Annotated in this window: 21 protein-coding genes; 1 reads left to right on the top strand and 20 read right to left on the bottom strand. The window is 64.1% G+C overall.

From position 1 onward, the window contains the following. Positions 1-73: 73 nt before the first annotated feature. Positions 74-868: an adenosylmethionine decarboxylase gene (gene speD, locus O6P39_RS02850; RefSeq protein WP_088420394.1), complete on the bottom strand. Its 795-nt coding sequence runs from the start codon at positions 866-868 to the stop codon at positions 74-76. Between the two features lie 222 nt (positions 869-1,090). Next, on the bottom strand, positions 1,091-1,513 hold the full coding sequence (locus O6P39_RS02845; protein WP_275609961.1) for an OsmC family protein: 423 nt from the start codon (positions 1,511-1,513) through the stop codon (positions 1,091-1,093). Positions 1,514-1,890: 377 nt separating this feature from the next. Here O6P39_RS02845 and crp point away from each other — a divergent pair, with 377 nt between their 5' ends. Next, positions 1,891-2,538, top strand: coding sequence for a cAMP-activated global transcriptional regulator CRP (gene crp, locus O6P39_RS02840; RefSeq protein WP_275609960.1), 648 nt, complete (start codon positions 1,891-1,893; stop codon positions 2,536-2,538). Between the two features lie 63 nt (positions 2,539-2,601). On the opposite strand, the gene trpC is transcribed toward crp, so the two are convergent. From trpC to O6P39_RS02750, 18 genes are all read right to left on the bottom strand, one after another. Further along, entirely contained in the window at positions 2,602-3,438 is an 837-nt protein-coding gene (gene trpC, locus O6P39_RS02835) for an indole-3-glycerol phosphate synthase TrpC (RefSeq protein WP_275609959.1), read from the bottom strand. Next, positions 3,435-4,484 carry an anthranilate phosphoribosyltransferase gene (trpD, locus tag O6P39_RS02830; RefSeq protein ID WP_275609958.1) on the bottom strand — a complete coding sequence of 350 codons (1,050 nt, stop codon included), beginning with the start codon at positions 4,482-4,484 and terminating at the stop codon, positions 3,435-3,437. The genes trpC and trpD overlap by 4 nt, the downstream gene beginning before the upstream one ends. Beyond that, positions 4,481-5,077, bottom strand: coding sequence for an aminodeoxychorismate/anthranilate synthase component II (locus O6P39_RS02825; protein ID WP_081520759.1), 597 nt, complete (start codon positions 5,075-5,077; stop codon positions 4,481-4,483). The genes trpD and O6P39_RS02825 overlap by 4 nt, the downstream gene beginning before the upstream one ends. A 318-nt stretch (positions 5,078-5,395) precedes the next feature. Continuing rightward, positions 5,396-5,647, bottom strand: a complete 252-nt coding sequence (locus tag O6P39_RS02820) for a hypothetical protein (protein WP_275609957.1) — start codon at positions 5,645-5,647, stop codon at positions 5,396-5,398. Then, positions 5,644-6,000: a hypothetical protein gene (locus tag O6P39_RS02815; protein ID WP_275609956.1), complete on the bottom strand. Its 357-nt coding sequence runs from the start codon at positions 5,998-6,000 to the stop codon at positions 5,644-5,646. Before O6P39_RS02815 ends, O6P39_RS02820 begins: the two co-directional genes overlap by 4 nt. Beyond that, positions 5,997-6,626, bottom strand: coding sequence for a glycoside hydrolase family 19 protein (locus O6P39_RS02810; protein ID WP_275609955.1), 630 nt, complete (start codon positions 6,624-6,626; stop codon positions 5,997-5,999). The genes O6P39_RS02815 and O6P39_RS02810 overlap by 4 nt, the downstream gene beginning before the upstream one ends. A gap of 1 nt (position 6,627) precedes the next feature. After that, positions 6,628-7,632, bottom strand: a complete 1,005-nt coding sequence (locus tag O6P39_RS02805) for a contractile injection system protein, VgrG/Pvc8 family (protein WP_275609954.1) — start codon at positions 7,630-7,632, stop codon at positions 6,628-6,630. A gap of 64 nt (positions 7,633-7,696) precedes the next feature. Then, a complete protein-coding gene (locus O6P39_RS02800; RefSeq protein WP_275609953.1) occupies positions 7,697-7,906 on the bottom strand; it encodes a tail protein X in 210 nt (69 codons plus the stop codon). After that, entirely contained in the window at positions 7,878-8,783 is a 906-nt protein-coding gene (locus O6P39_RS02795; RefSeq protein ID WP_275609952.1) for a phage tail protein, read from the bottom strand. Before O6P39_RS02795 ends, O6P39_RS02800 begins: the two co-directional genes overlap by 29 nt. A 9-nt stretch (positions 8,784-8,792) precedes the next feature. Continuing rightward, complete coding sequence (locus O6P39_RS02790) at positions 8,793-10,760, bottom strand: glycine zipper domain-containing protein (protein WP_275609951.1); 1,968 nt, start codon at positions 10,758-10,760, stop codon at positions 8,793-8,795. A gap of 139 nt (positions 10,761-10,899) precedes the next feature. Continuing rightward, the gene (locus tag O6P39_RS02785; RefSeq protein ID WP_275609950.1) at positions 10,900-11,241 is read right to left on the bottom strand and encodes a phage tail assembly protein; all 342 of its coding nucleotides are present in this window, start codon (positions 11,239-11,241) and stop codon (positions 10,900-10,902) included. 11 nt (positions 11,242-11,252) lie between these two features. After that, entirely contained in the window at positions 11,253-11,756 is a 504-nt protein-coding gene (locus O6P39_RS02780; RefSeq protein WP_081520768.1) for a phage major tail tube protein, read from the bottom strand. 12 nt (positions 11,757-11,768) lie between these two features. Further along, entirely contained in the window at positions 11,769-12,929 is a 1,161-nt protein-coding gene (locus O6P39_RS02775) for a phage tail sheath family protein (RefSeq protein ID WP_275609949.1), read from the bottom strand. Between the two features lie 89 nt (positions 12,930-13,018). After that, entirely contained in the window at positions 13,019-13,537 is a 519-nt protein-coding gene (locus O6P39_RS02770) for a DUF4376 domain-containing protein (RefSeq protein ID WP_275609948.1), read from the bottom strand. 12 nt (positions 13,538-13,549) lie between these two features. Beyond that, positions 13,550-15,085, bottom strand: a complete 1,536-nt coding sequence (locus O6P39_RS02765) for a phage tail protein (protein WP_275609947.1) — start codon at positions 15,083-15,085, stop codon at positions 13,550-13,552. Next, on the bottom strand, positions 15,076-15,690 hold the full coding sequence (locus tag O6P39_RS02760) for a phage tail protein I (protein WP_275609946.1): 615 nt from the start codon (positions 15,688-15,690) through the stop codon (positions 15,076-15,078). The genes O6P39_RS02765 and O6P39_RS02760 overlap by 10 nt, the downstream gene beginning before the upstream one ends. Next, on the bottom strand, positions 15,683-16,573 hold the full coding sequence (locus tag O6P39_RS02755; RefSeq protein WP_275609945.1) for a baseplate J/gp47 family protein: 891 nt from the start codon (positions 16,571-16,573) through the stop codon (positions 15,683-15,685). The genes O6P39_RS02760 and O6P39_RS02755 overlap by 8 nt, the downstream gene beginning before the upstream one ends. Further along, a complete protein-coding gene (locus tag O6P39_RS02750) occupies positions 16,570-16,896 on the bottom strand; it encodes a GPW/gp25 family protein (protein WP_169942377.1) in 327 nt (108 codons plus the stop codon). The genes O6P39_RS02755 and O6P39_RS02750 overlap by 4 nt, the downstream gene beginning before the upstream one ends. Between the last annotated feature and the right edge of the window lie 49 nt (positions 16,897-16,945).

The raw sequence follows: 16,945 nt of genomic DNA, 5'->3' as shown, positions 1-16,945 counted from the left end.
GCGGAGTTTGCTGCAGCAAATGAGCATTTCGGCCCGGCTTTTCAACGCCGTATCTCCCAGCGCAGTAGCTCGATCAGCGCGGCATGTTGCGCGCGTAGAATATTTCCAGCATCTCGTGACGCACACGCTCCTCCACCTGCTTGCGCTGCTCGGGCGACAGGTTGCTGGTCGCATCGCCGAACAGGTAATTGTCCAGGTCGAACTCCTTGAGCAACATCTTGGTGTGGAACATGTTCTCCTGGTACACGTTCACGTCGGTCATCTGATAGGCCTCGTACGTGTCGTCGGAGAGATAGTTCTGGATCGAGTTGATCTCGTGGTCGATGAAGTGCTTCTTGCCTTCCACGTCACGGGTGAAACCGCGCACACGATAATCCACGGTGACGATGTCCGAATCGAACTGGTGGATCAGGTAGTTGAGCGCCTTGAGCGGCGAGATGACGCCGCAGGTCGACACATCGATGTCCACCCGGAAGGTCGCGATGCCTTCCACCGGATGGATCTCCGGATAGGTGTGCACGGTGATATGGCTCTTGTCGAGGTGCGCCAGGATGGTTTCCGGTAGCGGCCCCGGGGATTCCTCGATCTGGCTGTCGGTCGGGGTGACCGGCTGCTCGGAGATCAGGATGGTCACGCTGGCGCCTTGCGGATCGTAGTCCTGACGGGCGATGTTCAGGATGTTTGCGCCAATGATGTCGACAACATCGGTGAGGATCTGCGTGAGACGCTCGGCATCGTACTCTTCGTCGATGTACTGCACGTAGGCCTGCTGGTCTTCAGGCGTCTCGGCATAGCAGATGTCATAGATGTTGAAGCTCAAGGTCTTCGTCAGGTTGTTGAACCCGTGGAGCTTGAGTTTGCTTTTCACCGTGGGAACTCTCTTCAATGCGGCTCTGCCGCGTGGTTGAGCATGCCCGTCAGATGCGTACGGCGCACCTGCGTAGGACGGTTTACACCTCTTCGCGATGGCGATTGTGGTTGCTTGGTTTCGAGCCGGAGGGCCCTGAAAAAAGGTGGCGCATTATGCAGAGGTCAGGCGACCTCTGCCACAGTTTGCGCACCCTTGATGATGAAAGGATGAACCTGGCTGTCAGCCCAGCTCGACGATCTCGTAGTCGTGGGTGATCTCGACGCCGGCGCGGCCCAGCATGATCGAGGCGGAGCAGTACTTCTCGGCCGACAGCTCGACCGCACGCTTGACCTGCGCTTCCTTCAGACCACGGCCCTTGACTACGAAGTGCACGTGGATCTTGGTGAACACCTTGGGGTCTTCGGTGGCGCGCTCGGCTTCGAGGAAGGCTTCGCAGCTTTCCACCGGCTGGCGTCCCTTCTTCAGGATGCTCACCACATCGAAGTTGGTGCAGCCGCCCAGGCCCAGCAGGAGCATCTCCATCGGGCGCACGCCCAGGTTGCGGCCACCAGCATCCGGCGGGCCATCCATCACCACCACGTGGCCACTGCCGGACTCACCGAGAAACATCGCTTCGCCAGCCCACTGGATTCGCGCTTTCATTGAGAAGAACTCCGCCGAAAAAAGGGGCGCCAGCTTATCACAGCCCTTTCGACCGCCCAGTGGAGCCGCCGGCTGTTAGCTGTGTCGCAATTCAGCGAGGATCACTGTCATTTATTGCTTAAGCTGGCGCCATTTTACTGGCACACTCTCGGAAATTGCCCCGACGAATGTTCCGGTTTTCTCATTGTTGGTAACACGTCGTCTGTTAATCTCTTGCCCAATTACCTACAGGCAAGTCATTGCACCAAGGGGCAATCTTGCCGCCCTGGGGATCGAGGGGGATCCAGCCAGGGACATGCGGCGCCACTCATACTGAATAAAAAATCATTAGACGCCTGTTGTGCAAAGGCCACTCTTTTACTTTCCGGGACTCGGGCATGGTAGCTATTACCCTTACACCCAAAATCAAGAACCTCGACAAGTTGCTCGCGCACTGCCACCGCCGCCGCTTCACCGCCAAGAGCACCATCATCTACGCCGGCGACCGCTGCGAGAGCCTGTTCTTCATCATCAAGGGCTCGGTGACCGTACTGATCGAGGACGATGATGGCCGCGAGATGATCATCGGCTATCTCAATACCGGCGACTTCTTCGGAGAGATGGGGCTCTTCGAGAAGGAAGGCAGCAGCAACCAGGAGCGCAGCGCCTGGGTCCGCGCCAAGACCGAATGCGAAGTTGCCGAGATCAGCTACACCAAGTTCCGCGAACTGAGCCAGCAGGATCCGGAGATTCTCTTCACTCTCGGCAGCCAGATGGCCGATCGCCTGCGCAAGACCACCCGCAAGGTCGGCGACCTGGCCTTCCTCGACGTGACCGGCCGTGTCGCCCGCACCCTGCTGGACCTGTGCCAGCAGCCAGACGCCATGACCCACCCGGACGGGATGCAGATCAAGATCACCCGCCAGGAGATCGGCCGCATCGTCGGCTGCTCCCGCGAAATGGTCGGCCGCGTGCTCAAGAGCCTGGAAGAACAGGGTCTGGTGCACGTGAAGGGCAAGACCATGGTGGTCTTCGGCACTCGCTGAAGCTCCCCCCCAGAACACAAAAAAGCCGGCAATCGCCGGCTTTTTTGTTGTTCGCAGGAACGATCAATCCGGGTCGGAGCCCAGCTTGACCTTGCTGTGTTCGGGGAAGAACAGGCGCTTGAGCTCGGTACCCGGCTCCTCGGCACGCATGAAGGCTTCGCCGACCAGGAAGCCGAACACGTCGCTGACTTCCATCAGCTCGACGTCGGCGCGGTTGAGGATGCCGCTCTCGGTGATCACCATGCGCTCGCGCGGGATTTCCGGCAGCAGGTCCAGGGTGGTCTCCAGGCTCACCTCGAAGGTGTGCAGGTTGCGGTTGTTGATACCGACCAGCGGGGTGTCCAAGGTCTTCAGCGCACGCTCCAGTTCAAGCGCATCGTGCACTTCCACCAGCACGTCGAGGCCGACGTCCTTGGCCACCGAGGCCAGCTCGGCCATGCGCACGTCATCCAGCGCCGAGACGATCAGCAGGATGCAGTCGGCGCCAATGGCACGGGCTTCCACCACCTGGTACGGGTCGATCATGAAGTCCTTGCGAATCACCGGCAGCTTGCAGGCCGCTCGGGCTTCCTTGAGGTAAGCGTCGCTGCCGAGGAAGAAGTCGATATCGGTCAACACCGAAAGGCAGGTAGCGCCACCCTCTTCGTAGCTTCGGGCGATATCGGCAGGGTCGAAGTTCTCGCGAATGATGCCCTTGCTCGGCGAAGCCTTCTTCACCTCGGCGATCACTGCCGGCTCGCGATGCTTGGCGCGCTCCAGCAGGGCATTGGCGAAACCGCGCGGTGCTTCCGCGGCTCGCGCCAGCTGCTCCAGCTCGGCGATGCTCACGCGGGTGCGGCGTTCGGCGACTTCTTCGGCCTTGCGGGCCAGGATCTTCTGCAGAACCGTCGGCACACTCACTGTGCATTCTCCTCTCGGTAAACGGCGGTGAAGGCCGCCAGCTCTTCCATTTTTTCCCGCGCCAACCCCGTGTGCAGGGCGTCGTGGGCCAATTGCATGCCTTCGTGCAGGCTGGTGGCCAGGTCTGCGGCGTAGAGCGCGGCACCAGCGTTGAGCACGATCAGTTCGGCAGCTTTCTGCCCGGCCTCGGTCTTGCGACGACCGAGGGCATCGCGGATCAGCTCCAGGGATTGCTGCGGGCTGTCCACGGTCAGGCCGATCAGGCTCTGACTCTTGATGCCGAAGTCTTCGGGCTGCACTTCGTATTCGGTGACCACGCCGTCCTTCAGTTCGGCAACGTGGGTCGGCGCGGCCAGGCTGAATTCGTCCAGGCCATCGCGGGAATGCACCACCAGGATGTGCTCGCTGCCCAGGCGCTTGAGCACTTCGGCCAGCGGGCGGCACAGCGCCTGGCTGAACACGCCGACCACCTGGTGCTTCACGCCCGCCGGGTTGGTCAGCGGGCCGAGCATGTTGAACAGGGTACGCAGGCCCAGCTCGCGGCGCGGGCCGGCGGCATGCTTCATGGCCTTGTGGTGGACCTGGGCGAACATGAAGCCGACGCCGACGGTCTCGATGCAGCGCTTCACCTGGACCGGTTTTAGGTCCAGATAGATGCCGGCGGCCTCCAGCAGGTCGGCGCTGCCGCTCTTGCCGGAGACCGCACGGTTACCGTGCTTGGCGACCTTGCCGCCCGCTGCGGCGACCACGAAGGCCGCCGCCGAGGACACGTTGAAGATGTTCGCGCCGTCGCCGCCGGTGCCGACCACGTCGACCACGTGCTTCAAGCTGTCCAGCTCGACCTGGTCGGCCAGCTCGCGCATCACGGCCACGGCGCCGACGATCTCGTCGATGGTCTCGCTCTTCATGCGCATGCCCATGAGGAAGGCGCCAATCTGCGCGTCGGTGCACTGCCCGGTCATGATCTCGCGCATGACGTCCTGCATTTCCTCGGTGGTCAGGTCCAGCTGGTTGACCACGCGGTTGAGGGCTTCCTTGATATTCATGCGCGCACCCCGCCGGTCTGCTTGAGGAAGTTGGCCAGCATTTCGTGGCCCTGTTCGGAAAGGATCGACTCAGGGTGGAACTGCACGCCCTCGACGTTCAGCGTCTTGTGGCGCAGGCCCATGATCTCGTCGACCGAGCCGTCTTCCAGCGCCGTCCAGGCGGTGATCTCCAGGCAGTCGGGCAGCGTCTCGCGCTTGACCACCAGCGAGTGGTAGCGGGTCTGGGTCAGCGGGTTGTTCAGGCCGGCGAACACGCCCTGGTCCTTGTGGAACACCGGGCTGACCTTGCCGTGCATAACCTGGCGGGCGCGCACCACATCACCGCCGAAGGCCTGGCCGATGGACTGGTGGCCCAGGCACACGCCCAGCAGCGGCAGCTTGCCGGCGAAGCGTTCGATGACTTCCAGGGACACGCCCGCCTCGTTCGGCGTGCACGGGCCGGGGGACAGGACGATGCGTTCGGGGTTGAGCGCGGCGATCTCGTCGACGCTCAGTTCGTCATTGCGAATGACGTGGATGTCGGCCTTCAACTCGGCGAAATACTGCACCAGGTTGTAGGTGAAGGAATCGTAGTTATCGATCATCAGCAGCATGTCTGCTCGAACCTCAATGATTGCACTGCTTTCGGATCGCGCCATCGTCGACACCCGATGCGGCCCTGCGGGCTGCGCGAATCTGGCAATTATGCCAGCGGATGGAGGGAATGGACGCGTAAGAAGAGACCGGCGTCATGCCGGGAAAGAAGGAATCAGGCGCGCCAGCGCCAACGGGCGAATGCCTTGAGGAGGGAGGTAATGATGCGGCTGCGGTGGATCACGGTTGCGGTCTCGCCTAGCAATGGCCGAACAGTAGCCCAAGGCCGGGCGCCAGCGCAATACGCACGGCGCCCCTGCCGACGAAGGTAGGAAGGTTCAGCGGCACGCATCGAGCGCGGCGCGCAGGCGGGTTTCGTAGGCCAGGTGCTGCTGACGTTCGGCCAGCAACGCCCGTACCTTGGTTTGCAGATCGTCCGCCGGGCGCAGGTCGGCGGTGACGAATCGGGGGAGCTCGATGGATGGCGTCTGGCACGGTACCGGGACGGGAACACGAACTTCCACCGGCTGGGGCACGGTGCTTGTGCAGCCGGCAATAGATAGCAGCAGGGCGAGCAGCGGCAGCTTCATGGCGTTAGCTCCCGGTCGATCAGCTGACGCACCACGGCGCACTCCTCGCCCTGGCTGCGTTCCAGCAGAAGCCGGCTGGCAGCGGCTTCGTGGCTTTCCGCCTGCTCGCGAGCTTGAGCCAGGGCGCGCTCGGCGGACTCCGCGCGCTGGCGAGCGGCCCGTTCCAGCGCATCTATCTGCCCGTTCTGCAGCGCCAGCTGCGCTTCCAGCGCCTTTCCGGCATCGCTGCAGCGCACCTGCTCCAGGCGCAAGCGTTCCAGTTGCCCACCATAGAAACGAGCCATCAGCCAACCGCCGACATAGCCGCTGAGCAGAATGCCCGCAACGCCCAGCGCCAGCCTGATGCGACTCATCCCAGCACCTCCTGTGCCCGCAGCCACAACCGCGTGCGTTCCTCGAGCCCATTCAACCCGCCGTTGATCGTGCGAGTGATTTCCTCGAAGCGCCCACTGTCGGCCAACTCGTTCAGGCCGTGGCGCTGCCACCACCAGGCGGCGGACCGGCAGGCCCAGCGCGGTTCGCCAAGCAACTGCGGGCGCGCGACAAAGGGTTGCGCGAGTCCCTCGCCGACCGCCCGGTAATTGCTCCGCCCAGTCACCTGCAGCAACCCACGCCCGCGAAAGCGCCAGCCATCGCCGGAAGCTTCGTCCCCATTGCCATTGCGCCCGGCGTAGACGATGTTCGCAATGCGTTCGGGCTGGTAGGCGATCTCACGCGCCAGCGCCGTGGGCGAGCCATCGGCGCTGCGAAAACGTCGAGGCCAGACGGCCGCCAGACGTTGAGCACTGTAGGTCAGGCTCTCCACGCAACGGCTCAGCTGTGCACTCTCATGGCCGATCTGGGCGAGGAAGGCGGCAGCACGAGGCGGCGCGTCGATTCCGAATTCCCCCATGGCGGCGTCGAGTGCCGGAAGAAAAACGCCCGCGACAGGGCGAGCGTTGGGCAGGATCAGCAGCAGCTGGCGTTCGTCGATTTGCATATCAGCCACCCTCCCCTGCCTTGCCTTTCCCCTGCGCCCCGCCGTTGCATTTCACCGTGGTGGTCCAGCCGCCGGCAGAGTAATGCTGGGTGACCGAGTCAATCAGGTAGCGCCCATCGAGCCCCGCCTTGAAACCTTGCAGGTCAACAGTCAGCTCGGCGAACAGATCGGCGCGGCCGGGCAAGTCCAGCTGCACTTCAGCACTGTTGCGATTGAATTCGGCCAACCGTGCGGCGGCGACACGCCGGGCCGCCGCTTCGTCCGGCTGCGGGTGGCGATCACAATGCTCGGCGGCAACCTTCGATGGAGCGTCCGGGTTGGCCACGCGCACCTGCCTCTGCACGCCATCGGCGCCGCGATAAGGCACCTTCACCGCCGCCACCACCTTGCGATCGTCCAGGGTGAAGCGGAAGGCGCTGACATCACCACGCCCCAGCACCGGTATCTCCAGCACTTGGCCACTGGCGCTGCGGCCGGACTGACGCGGCTGCACCAGCAGGCTGTTGTTGGCCAGCTTCGCGGTGCAGTCGTACAGCCGCGCCAGGCGGGTGATGAAATTGAAGTCCGACTCGCGGATCTGATCGATACGCGCGATCACCGTCTCGACACTGCACGCCGCCCGCCAGCCATTGCGCGCCGCGATATCCGCCACGACGCTCGCCAGGCTGGCGCCCTCCCAGTGGCCGCAACGGCTGGCCTTGCCTTGTCCGCGCATGTCACCGCTCTTGCCCTTGATCACCAGGTTGTCCGGCGTGCCGCTATAGGTCAGCGTATCCACCACATAGCGGCCCATACGCGTGAGCGGAGCACCGTCGTAGCCGAGGAAGACTTCCAGCGCGGCCCCGCGACGCGGCAGGATCACCGCGCCGTCGCGGTCGTCGATGGTGATCTGGAAGGTGTCCGACTCCAGGCCGGGTTTGTCGGTCAGCTGCAGCTCGATCAGCCGGTCACTGACCAGCGGGGTGATGTCCGCACCGTCGGCGCTGATGCGAAAGACTGGTTTCATAAGCCCCCCTGAATGAAAAGGCCCCGCCGAAGCGGGGCCTGGTTGTGGAAGCGATCAACCGTGGTCACTCCCACAGGCGCACGCTCTGGTCAGCCGGCGCGGCCAGTTCCGGCAAGTGGATGATCACTCCCGCTCGCAGCGGTTGCGGTTCGTCGGCGAGTCCAGGGTTGGCATCGAGCACGGCCTCCACGCAGCCATTGAGGTGGCCATAGCGCTGGTAGCACAGGCGGTCCAGCAGGTCGCCATCAGCGCTTCTGACTATCGTCGTCGCCATAGCGGGTGAACTCCAGGTCGAGGGTTTGCTGACGCGGTACGCCATTGGCGAACAGCGCCTCCTGCGTCTCCGTGATCTTGGTCAGGCACCAGTTGCCCAGGTCGTCGCCACGGCCCGTGCCGAGGTGGACCGGTTCGCGCAGCGCCGCGATATCCCGCAGCGTGCGCGGCTGGTTCCAACCGACCCGCTGAGCGGTATCGCCGGCGCGGATGAACAGCGGCATCACCACGCCACTGAGCGTGAGGGTTTCCGGGCCCAGGCCGACGCTCTGCTGAGCGCTGCGCCGCCCCAGCCGCGCCTGGTCCCTCCAGGCGTAGCTGCTGGTGCGCGTCAGGCGTTGGAAGCCGGTGGTGTCGACGTTGAAGTAGTAGGTGTGCTCGGTCGACTTCAGCGGCGTCATGATCAACAGGTGCTGCGGTACCTTGCACATCTGCTCGGAGGGATCGAGCTTGGGCGCCAGCACCGAGGTCGGCAGGATGTCGCCCAGGCGCGGGTCGATCTTGCCCAGGACCTTGTTCACCGCCTGCCCGGCGCGACTGACCTCCTCGCCCAGCTTCTTCACCCGCTCGTTCACCTCGGTAGCGACGCGCTTGGCCTTGTCGATGTCCTGCTGCAGCTTTTCCTGCTCGCGCTGGGCCTTGTTCACCACGTTCTGCAGCTTGCCCTGGGCGCGCAGGACGCCGTCGGTGACGCGCTTGAGCTTGGCCGCCGCCTCGGCTGTCACGCCGGGCAAGCCCTCGAGCGCGGAGACGCCACTGCGGATGTGCAGCATGGCCTTGTCCAGCGGCTCAGCGACCTGCCCCAGGTCGCGCCGGGCAGCCGTGGCGGCGCCGGCGATCTTGTCGAGGCCGGCATGGAACTGTTCCAGATAGGTCATGCGGCCTCCTTACACGACGACGGTATCGAACAGCGCATTGCGCTGACGTTCCTGCTGGGCTTCGCCGATCAGGCGACGCAGGGTCGGGATCAACTCGTCCAGCAGTTGCTGTGGGTTAACGATATTGCCCGCCACGTTGATGCTGACCTGCGGCGAGAAGGTCCAGTTGGGCGGGCCACTGGCAACGGGTGTTGCAGCGGCCGGAGCTGCGGGTTGCGGCGCAGCGGGCGGCGGTTTCGGAGCGTTGTCGGACGGGCCGAGCAGAGCGCCGGCCTTGCCGCCGATCCACTCGCCCACGCTCGCTCCGATGGCGCCGCCCACCAACGTACCGACCACTGGGATCGGGATTAATGTGCCCAGCGCAGCACCAGCAGCCGCACCGATGGCCGAGCCGCCCGCCTTGCCATAGCCGACTGCCTTTTCTTGTGGCGACTGATTGCTGTTGTAGATGGAAGCGACATCGGTAATTGCCAGCGCTGCGTTGACCGGTCCGAAACGCCTCAGTGCGGTGCCCGCACCCCGCGCCAGGCCGCCCACCGCCCGCCCGACACCGGAGGTGCCAACCGTTCTTGCCAGGCTCGCACCACGGCGCAACATACCGCCCGCCACGCGCCCGCCCCGCGAAGAACGAACCGTCTGCGCAGTCCTCCCAATCCATCCGGAAGCGGCACTGGCGGCGCGTCCCAGCGTGGATCGCGCACGTTGGAGGATGCTACCGCGTGAACTCTTGCCGGTGCCCTCCGGCCTGGTCTTGCCACCGGACTTCCCCTTGCCTTTGCCCCTCGGACTGCGATCAGGCACATCGCCGAAGCTGCCAGCTGGCCAGTTGGTGACGAAGACGTCCTGGACATCACGCTTGCCCCAGTTCCCGGGCAGCAATCCCCTAGCGTCCTGGGCGAACTGCTTGATACCGATGGCCGACTTCACCGCCAGCAATCCACCACCCATCACCGCCGCCGCGGTCAGCAGGAAATCATTGCTCTTGAGTAACGCATCGCCGATCTGCAGCATCGCGCCGCTGATCAACTGTTCTTTCTGCTCCAACTGGCCCAGCGGCGACTCGCGACGTTTCTCCACACCTTGCTGCAACAGATCGGCATGCGCGGCAGCAAGGGCTTGTCGGGACTGAAGCAAACTCTCGACCTTCTGCGCATCGCCCGTCCGGATCGTGGTCAACCCAGTGAGCAGATCACGGCTGAACAGCTCTACCGACGGAGCTTCTTTCTGACCGCGCCAGGCCACCGCACTCAGCGCACGCGCCAGATCCGCCGCGTTGTTAATGCCGCCCTTCTGCTGCAGCTCACTGACCAGCTGGGCCGCAGTTTCCGTCGACACGCCCTGGCCCTGGGCAAACTTCGCCGCCACCGGCAGCATCGCGGCCACGTCGCTCAGCGGGATCTTGCGCTCGACCATGGCTTGCGCGAGATCCAGCACCTTGTCACGCGGCATCGCGGCGTCGTGTCCCGCCTGTACCACCCGGTCGCTCAGCGCAGCTTCAGCAGTCGGATCGTATGGCTGCCCCGCTGCCTCGCGCACTTGCATCAGCCGCCCGCGGAACGCGAGGGTCGTGCCGACCGAGGAGCGCAGAACGTCGCCGACTGAGTTCAATTCAAACAGAGACTTGGTCGCCGTCTCCAGGCGCTGCCAATCGTTCGCCGGCGCGCTCGCAGCCGGCGCCATACTGACTGTGATTTTTGGCAGGCGAATGTCCAACGGCCGCAACGCCAGCAGGTCGATGATCCGCCGCAACGCCAACCGCGTTTCGCCCGCATTGCGCTCGCTGGCGCGATGGCGGATGTCCTGGTTGTCCTGGACGACCTCGACTTCATTCGCCAGCGTCATCAGCGGCAGGCGCGGGTCCAGCCAACCGACGAGGGTGCCCAGGCGCGTGGCGGCATCCCCGACCACCCTCCCGAGCGTGCTGCCCAGACCCACGATTGCGCCTATCGCCAGTTCCGGCTTCTCACTCATATTCATTTCACTTGCCCCTTTGACGACAAAGGAGCGCCGGTTACCCGACGCTCCCTTCAGGGCGAACTAGCCCACCTCATTCCCCAGCCACCAACGCAGGTCGCTGAGGGTCATGCGCTCCAGTTCGCCGGCCGTGAAGCCCGACTCAGTCGCCAGTCGCCGCGCCAGCTGGCGCATCAGTGCGAAGCTCATCGCCGTCCTCTCGCACCAGGCGAAAGTAGGCGTGCTGCAGGCGCTGGTAATCGCTGAGCTTCAGCCCCTCCAGGTCCTGGCGGCTGACCTGCAGCAGCGAGGCGAACAGCTGCAGCTCGCGCTCCTCGTCGTCGCTGGCCACCTTGCTGGCCAGGCGAATGTCACGCACCGTCGGCGCGCGCAGGGTGAGAGCGTCGACCTCGACGCCGTTGCAGGAGGTCGGGCGGGACAGCTTCACCACCGCCGTGTCCTCGGACAGGCTCAGCCACGCGGGCTGTTTGACGGAGTCTTGCATCAGGGTTCTCCTCAGACGCCCAGGTCGTTACGCATGGCGGCGAGCTGGTCGACGCCGTCGATCTTGCGCACCGAGTTGGCCGGGTCGATCTCGAACATCTCGCGGCCTTCGACTTCCAGCTTGTAGTAGGAGACCGCCACGCTGTAGGTGCAGGCGGCCAGGTCGCCGGCCTTCCAGTCGCCCGGGTTGATCTCCTTGAGCAGGCCGCGAACGGTGGCGACCACCGGCACGGTGCCGCCCTTCTGGGTCTTGAAGGAGCCGCGGAAGGTGCCGTTGAAGGCGCCCTGGTCGCTCAGGCCGAAGAACTTCATGGCCTCGCGGCGCGCGCCGTTGGTGGTGAACTTGGCTTCCATCGCCTCCAGGCCGACATCGAGCAGGACCGGCGCATCCATGCCGCCGGCACGGTACTCCTGGGTCTTGACCTTGAGGGTCGGCAGGGTCAGGGACGGCACGTCACCGGCGAAGCTCACGCCGTCGACGAAGAGATTGGTGTTGGTGAGGATCTGCGGAATCATCGATAGGTCTCCTTAGGCTGCGTCCAGAACTTCGGTGAGCCACTGATCGGTCACCTCGACGCGGAAGTTGGGGTTCTCGGCAGGCGGTACGTCGGTGAAGCGGATGTTCCAGTACACCTTGCCCTGGGCCAGTTGGCTGGCAGTGTTGAGTTCCGGGTCGGCGTAGACCTCGAAGTCGATCACCGCGCCCTGGTTCTTCAGGTCGCGCATGAAGGCCTGCAGGCCCTCGGTGACGTCTTTCACGTAGGTCTTGGTGATGCCGCGGTCGACCGCCCACTTGTGCCCGGCGAGGATGGCGTCCATCACCATGTCCATGGTCCGCACGCGGGTCACGAAGGCCCATTTGGCGTCGCTGGAGAGAGTGCGGTTGCCCCACAGGCGGTAGCCGTCGTCACGGATGATGGTGGTGATGCTGGCGTTGTTGAGCAGGTTGGCGCGGCAGGTCTCGTCGCCGTCGAGGAACTCGATGGGGCGGCCGGTACCGGTGATGCCGAGCAGCTCCTTGTTCGACGGCGAGGACCAGAAGCCGTACTGGCTGTCGGTCCAGGCGAACAGCGCGGCGGCGTTGGCCGAAACCGGCGCATCGACGGTGGCGCTGCTGGCGGTGTCCCAGTACTGCACGCCCGGATCGACCAGGTAGATGCGCTTGCTGCCGAACTCGCCGGCGTAGGCGATGGCCGCTTCGTCGGTGGTGTTGGGGCCGTCGACGATGGCGATGGCGCGCAACTTGTCGGCCAGCGCACCCATGGCGGTGGCCACCGCCTGGGTGGCAGAATGCTTCGGCGCGACCAGCAGACGGGGCTGGGCGTTGAAGCGCGACTTGCCGTCGAGCAGCGCCTGCAGGCCGGTACGCTGGCCGGCCTCGGTGACCGTGCCGATGATGGCGGAAGTCAGCTGCGCGGCATCCTCCACCTTGGCCACGCCGACCGCCACAACCACCGCGGCGGACTGGGTGAAGATCGCGGTGCAGGACTTGTAGATCGCCGACGCGGTACCGAAGGCGGCGGCCGCTTCACGCAGGCTGGTCAGCAGCACCGGCACGTCCGCTTTTGCGGTCAGCGTGGCCTCGGGGGTGAAGGTATCCACCAGACCGATGATCGAGGACGACGGCAGCGCAATGGTGCGCGCGCCGACGTCGACATTGGTCACGGTGACGCCGTGAAAGAAGCTCATAGGGTTTTCTCCAGACATAAAAAAACCGCCGGGAGGCGGTTGGGTGTGCCCTGGTCGCGGGTGCGATGGGCGGGGATACGGGTGTTGTGTCAGGTGGGCCAACCCTCGTTGAGCATCGTCTGAGCGAAGGTCCCGTTTTCCAGATGGGCAAGCAGTTCGGCCTCGCGATCGAAGCAGACCTGCACGTGAGCGCGTATGGCGCTGGCGATGCTGAGGATTTGCTTTGCATCCAGATCAACGAAGCCTGCCTCAGTCTTCCACTGACACACATAATCCGGGGAGAGCATTGAGGCCACAGCAGCGCCGGTAACCAGACCCTGGCTCTCTCGATCAGTAGAAATGGCCAGTCCGCCTACTTTCAGGCCGGCGGTTTCTGCCTGGTAACGGCGAACCGCGATGTCGCGGGCATAACGTTCGGGACTGGTGTCCACAAGAGGCGAACGGAGGGTCGGCCGACCGTGCTCATCCGCCTCAATGCGCAATCCGCTCGACTGACCGACCAGGAGCGCATTGCGTTCTTCAACAGTAATTTCAACAGCATCCGACGGAATGGCCGCGCCGTGGATGTCGCCAGAATAGAACCCGCCGGTAGCTTTCGAGTAATACATGGATTTCTCTCCTCAATATCCGATCGCTATCCAGCGCACGTTAAGCGCGGCTGAAGAATAACTGTTGAATAGCGAAATCTTCGTTTTATCGGGCGCCGCAGTGCCAATCGATCCATTCGGTGGAGAGGTTGCTACCCAACTTGCGGTCGCCTGCAGCATTCCGTTGGGCCATGCAATGGGCAAAGTTTGATCTGTCGGTACGTTATTCGCTGCAACGTTTGCCATGCCCCACTGAATAATCAAACCACCAGGCAACTTCTGGTAACCGTTGCTTTGTTGGTTCGATACAAAATCAGCGTTGCTCCCTAGCCCACAAGTCGACTGCAAGCTCTGCCACGTTGTGCTAGTAACTGCTACCAGAGTAATACTCTGCCCAAACGCGACCCTGATTAAGGCAGTTCCACCCATGGAGATATGATTTATCGTAGCGCCCGCTCCCGGGACAATGCTCAGCGACTCCCCTGTCGTGAAAATCGTGACAGATGCTCCAAGAGGTAGCCCGAGGCTATTGGGCGTCGGCATCGTGAAGGTGAGATTATTTACGCCCACGTACAATGCCTTGCCGACATCAGCCGCGGTCATAGTTCTTGAAGCAACAATCACTCCGTAACCGGCGAACGAGCCCAATGCTCGCTGCACAAACTCAGTCGTTGCAAGCGAAGTGTCATTGTCGAACTGGACTGGAGTGGGCGCCTTTGGATCTCCAGTGAAGGCTGGTGACACCAGCCTCGCCAAACCATTGGTAATGTTCTGGAACAACAGCGCCGTGGTACCAAGAACAACTGCCCCATCGGTCACTAACTGCCAAACGCTATCCGCCTGTGCAGTACCGCTCTCCACGGTAACCGTCAGCCCTGGCGTCACCTCACTGCTCTCATCTGCATCTGTAGCGCGCTTCCAGGCATTGGCGGCGACGACATACAAGCCGTTGTCCACTGCATTGCTCTGGTTCTTCACCAGAACGCGGTCACCCGCCGCCAATGCAACACCATCCAGCGTCTGCAATCCGCTCAGGGTGATGCTGGCGGTAGTCGCCGCACGCACCGACTGCTTGTAGTCCAGGCGATTCAGCGCGGTGACGATGGAGTTGTCCACGTACTCCCGAGTCGCCAGCACCACACTCGGATCGATCTTCAATTCCACCGATGCCGCATTGCTGACGATCAGCACGATGCGCACGGTCTGGGTGCGGCCGCTGCCTTCGGCCAGTTGCGGTTTATAGGAGGGCGCGCAGTTGGCGTAGGCGATCAGCGCGCCGGCCTCGTCGTACAGGCCCATCTCGCGGATCCACCAGCCGCCGACTTCTTCGGGGATGACCTGCTCGGCGATGATCTGCGCGCTGTTGGCCGGGTCGATGCTGAGCTGGTTCAGCGGCGCCCGGCGCACTTCGTTGACCAGTGCCGTACGGCTGGCGTCGGGGGTCGGCACGTTGCCGCCGCCGTCGCCCACGGCGAGCTGGGTGATTTTCAGGGTGGTGCCCAGCGCGGTGGCATTCGCCAGCTTGCCGGCACCGATCGTGGTGAGGAGTGCGTAGTAGGTTACGGCCATGGGTAGACGCTCAAGCTATCGATGGTGTGCTCCCGTCCCGGCAAGCCGTAGCTGCCGAGTGTTTCGATCACATCCGGGAGGTAGGGATAGACGGTGACGATGTCGCCGTCGTATTGCCCGGAGCCGACGTTGATCCGCCCCTGGGATTCCAGGCTGATATCCAGCCCGATGAGGTGCCGCGTGAGCGGTTTGGCGTCTTCGATGAGGCGCTCCACCTCCTGGTACATTTCCTCGCTGATGCCGCTGTCGAGCACGCCGATGCGCAGGCGGAAGGTTCCCGGTTCGCCCATGGGCGTGCCCTGCCACCACTCGATGATCTCGATCAGGTAGCCCAGCGGCTCGATCACCCGCCGCAGTGCGGCGATGGTTCCCTTGTGCTGGTGGATGCGGAACGCCGCGGCCACCGCCTTGCGCTTCACCGTCTCGCTCCAGGCCGGGTCCCAGCGGTCCACCGACCAGGCCCAGGCGAGGTACGGCAACAACACCACCGGGCAGCGCTGCGGGTCCATGAGCTCGCGCAGCGGCACAGGCAGATCGCCGACCTGCACGTCAGCCAGCGCGCGCTCCAGCGGCGTCGAGTTGATCGGCAGCAGGCGGCTACTCATCCGAACCTCCCACACGGATCTGGTAGCCGCTGCAGTACGCCGCCTGGGTGGCGTCGAGCACCACGTCGGCCGCCGGCTTGGCCAGTTCGACACGCTGCACGCCTTCCACATGCAGGGCGGCGAACAGCGCGCTGCGGCGGATGTCGCGGCCGATGCGGCGCTGGGTGGCGATGTAGGTCTGCAACGAGGCCTCGGCGGCCTGCTGGATCAACTCGGCTTCCGGGCCCGGGTAGATGTAGAGCACCGCGTCGACCTGGTACGGCACGATAGCGGCGGACTGCACCGTGAGACGGTCGCCCACCGGGCGCACATCTTCATCGTTCAGCGCACTGCGCACCGCCTGAAGCAACTCTTCCGAGGCGGCGCCATTGCCCTCGGAGGACAGCACGCTGACCAGCGCCTCGCACGGCTGCGGGCTGATCGCCGAGACATCGGCGATGCGCCCGTCGGCGCCGAGCGCGAAGGCAACATAGGCATTGCGCGGGCCGGCGACGGAAAGCTGGTCGAAAGCCAGTTGGGTGCGGTTGCGCAGCGAATCGTCGCCTTCCAGCACGGCCGGAGTCGGTGGCGAGGTCGTGGCATCCGCCTCCTGGATCACCAGGCGTTTCACGTTGTAGCCAGCGGCCAGTTGGTCAAGGTCACCCTGGGTCGCATAACCCAGCATCACCGCACGGGCGGCGTCGTTGATCCGGGCGCGCAGCAGCAGCTCCCGATAGGCCGCCAGTTCCAGCAGCTTGACCACCGGATCGGACTCCAGCGCGGCGTTCCAGCCCTCGCCCATGGCACGGCGAAAGTCCGCCAGCAGCTCCTCGTAGAGACTCTCGTAGTTGAGGTCCTCCACCACTTCCGGGGCGGGCAGTTGAGACAGGTCGATGAGGCTCATGCCGCCACCTCCAGGCCGACTTCGTCGCCCAGGTAGATGCCGCGCAAGCGCAGCGAAACGCTGCCGCCCATCACCGCCGTCACCTGCACCGAACTCAGGCGCAGGCGCGGTTCCCAGCGGCCGATGGCGCGGGCAACTTCAGCCTGCACGGCGCCCTTCCAGCCTTCGGTCACCGGCAAGTCGACCATGCGCCGCAGGCGGCTGCCGTACTCGGGACGCATGCGCCGGCTGCCCAGCGGTGTGCCAAGGATGTCCTCGATGGATTGCTTGAGGTGCGCCAGGCCGCTGAGCGGCTGGCCGTTGCGTCGATCCATGCCGATCATGGCCATGCCCTCCGCCGCTCGGGGTGCGCACAGGATTGTTTGCCCATGG

Source organism: Pseudomonas sp. PSE14, from assembly GCF_029203285.1.
Lineage (GTDB): Bacteria > Pseudomonadota > Gammaproteobacteria > Pseudomonadales > Pseudomonadaceae > Pseudomonas.
The sequence above is the reverse complement of the archived record's forward strand: the minus strand, read 5'-3'. Positions and strand labels throughout refer to the sequence as shown.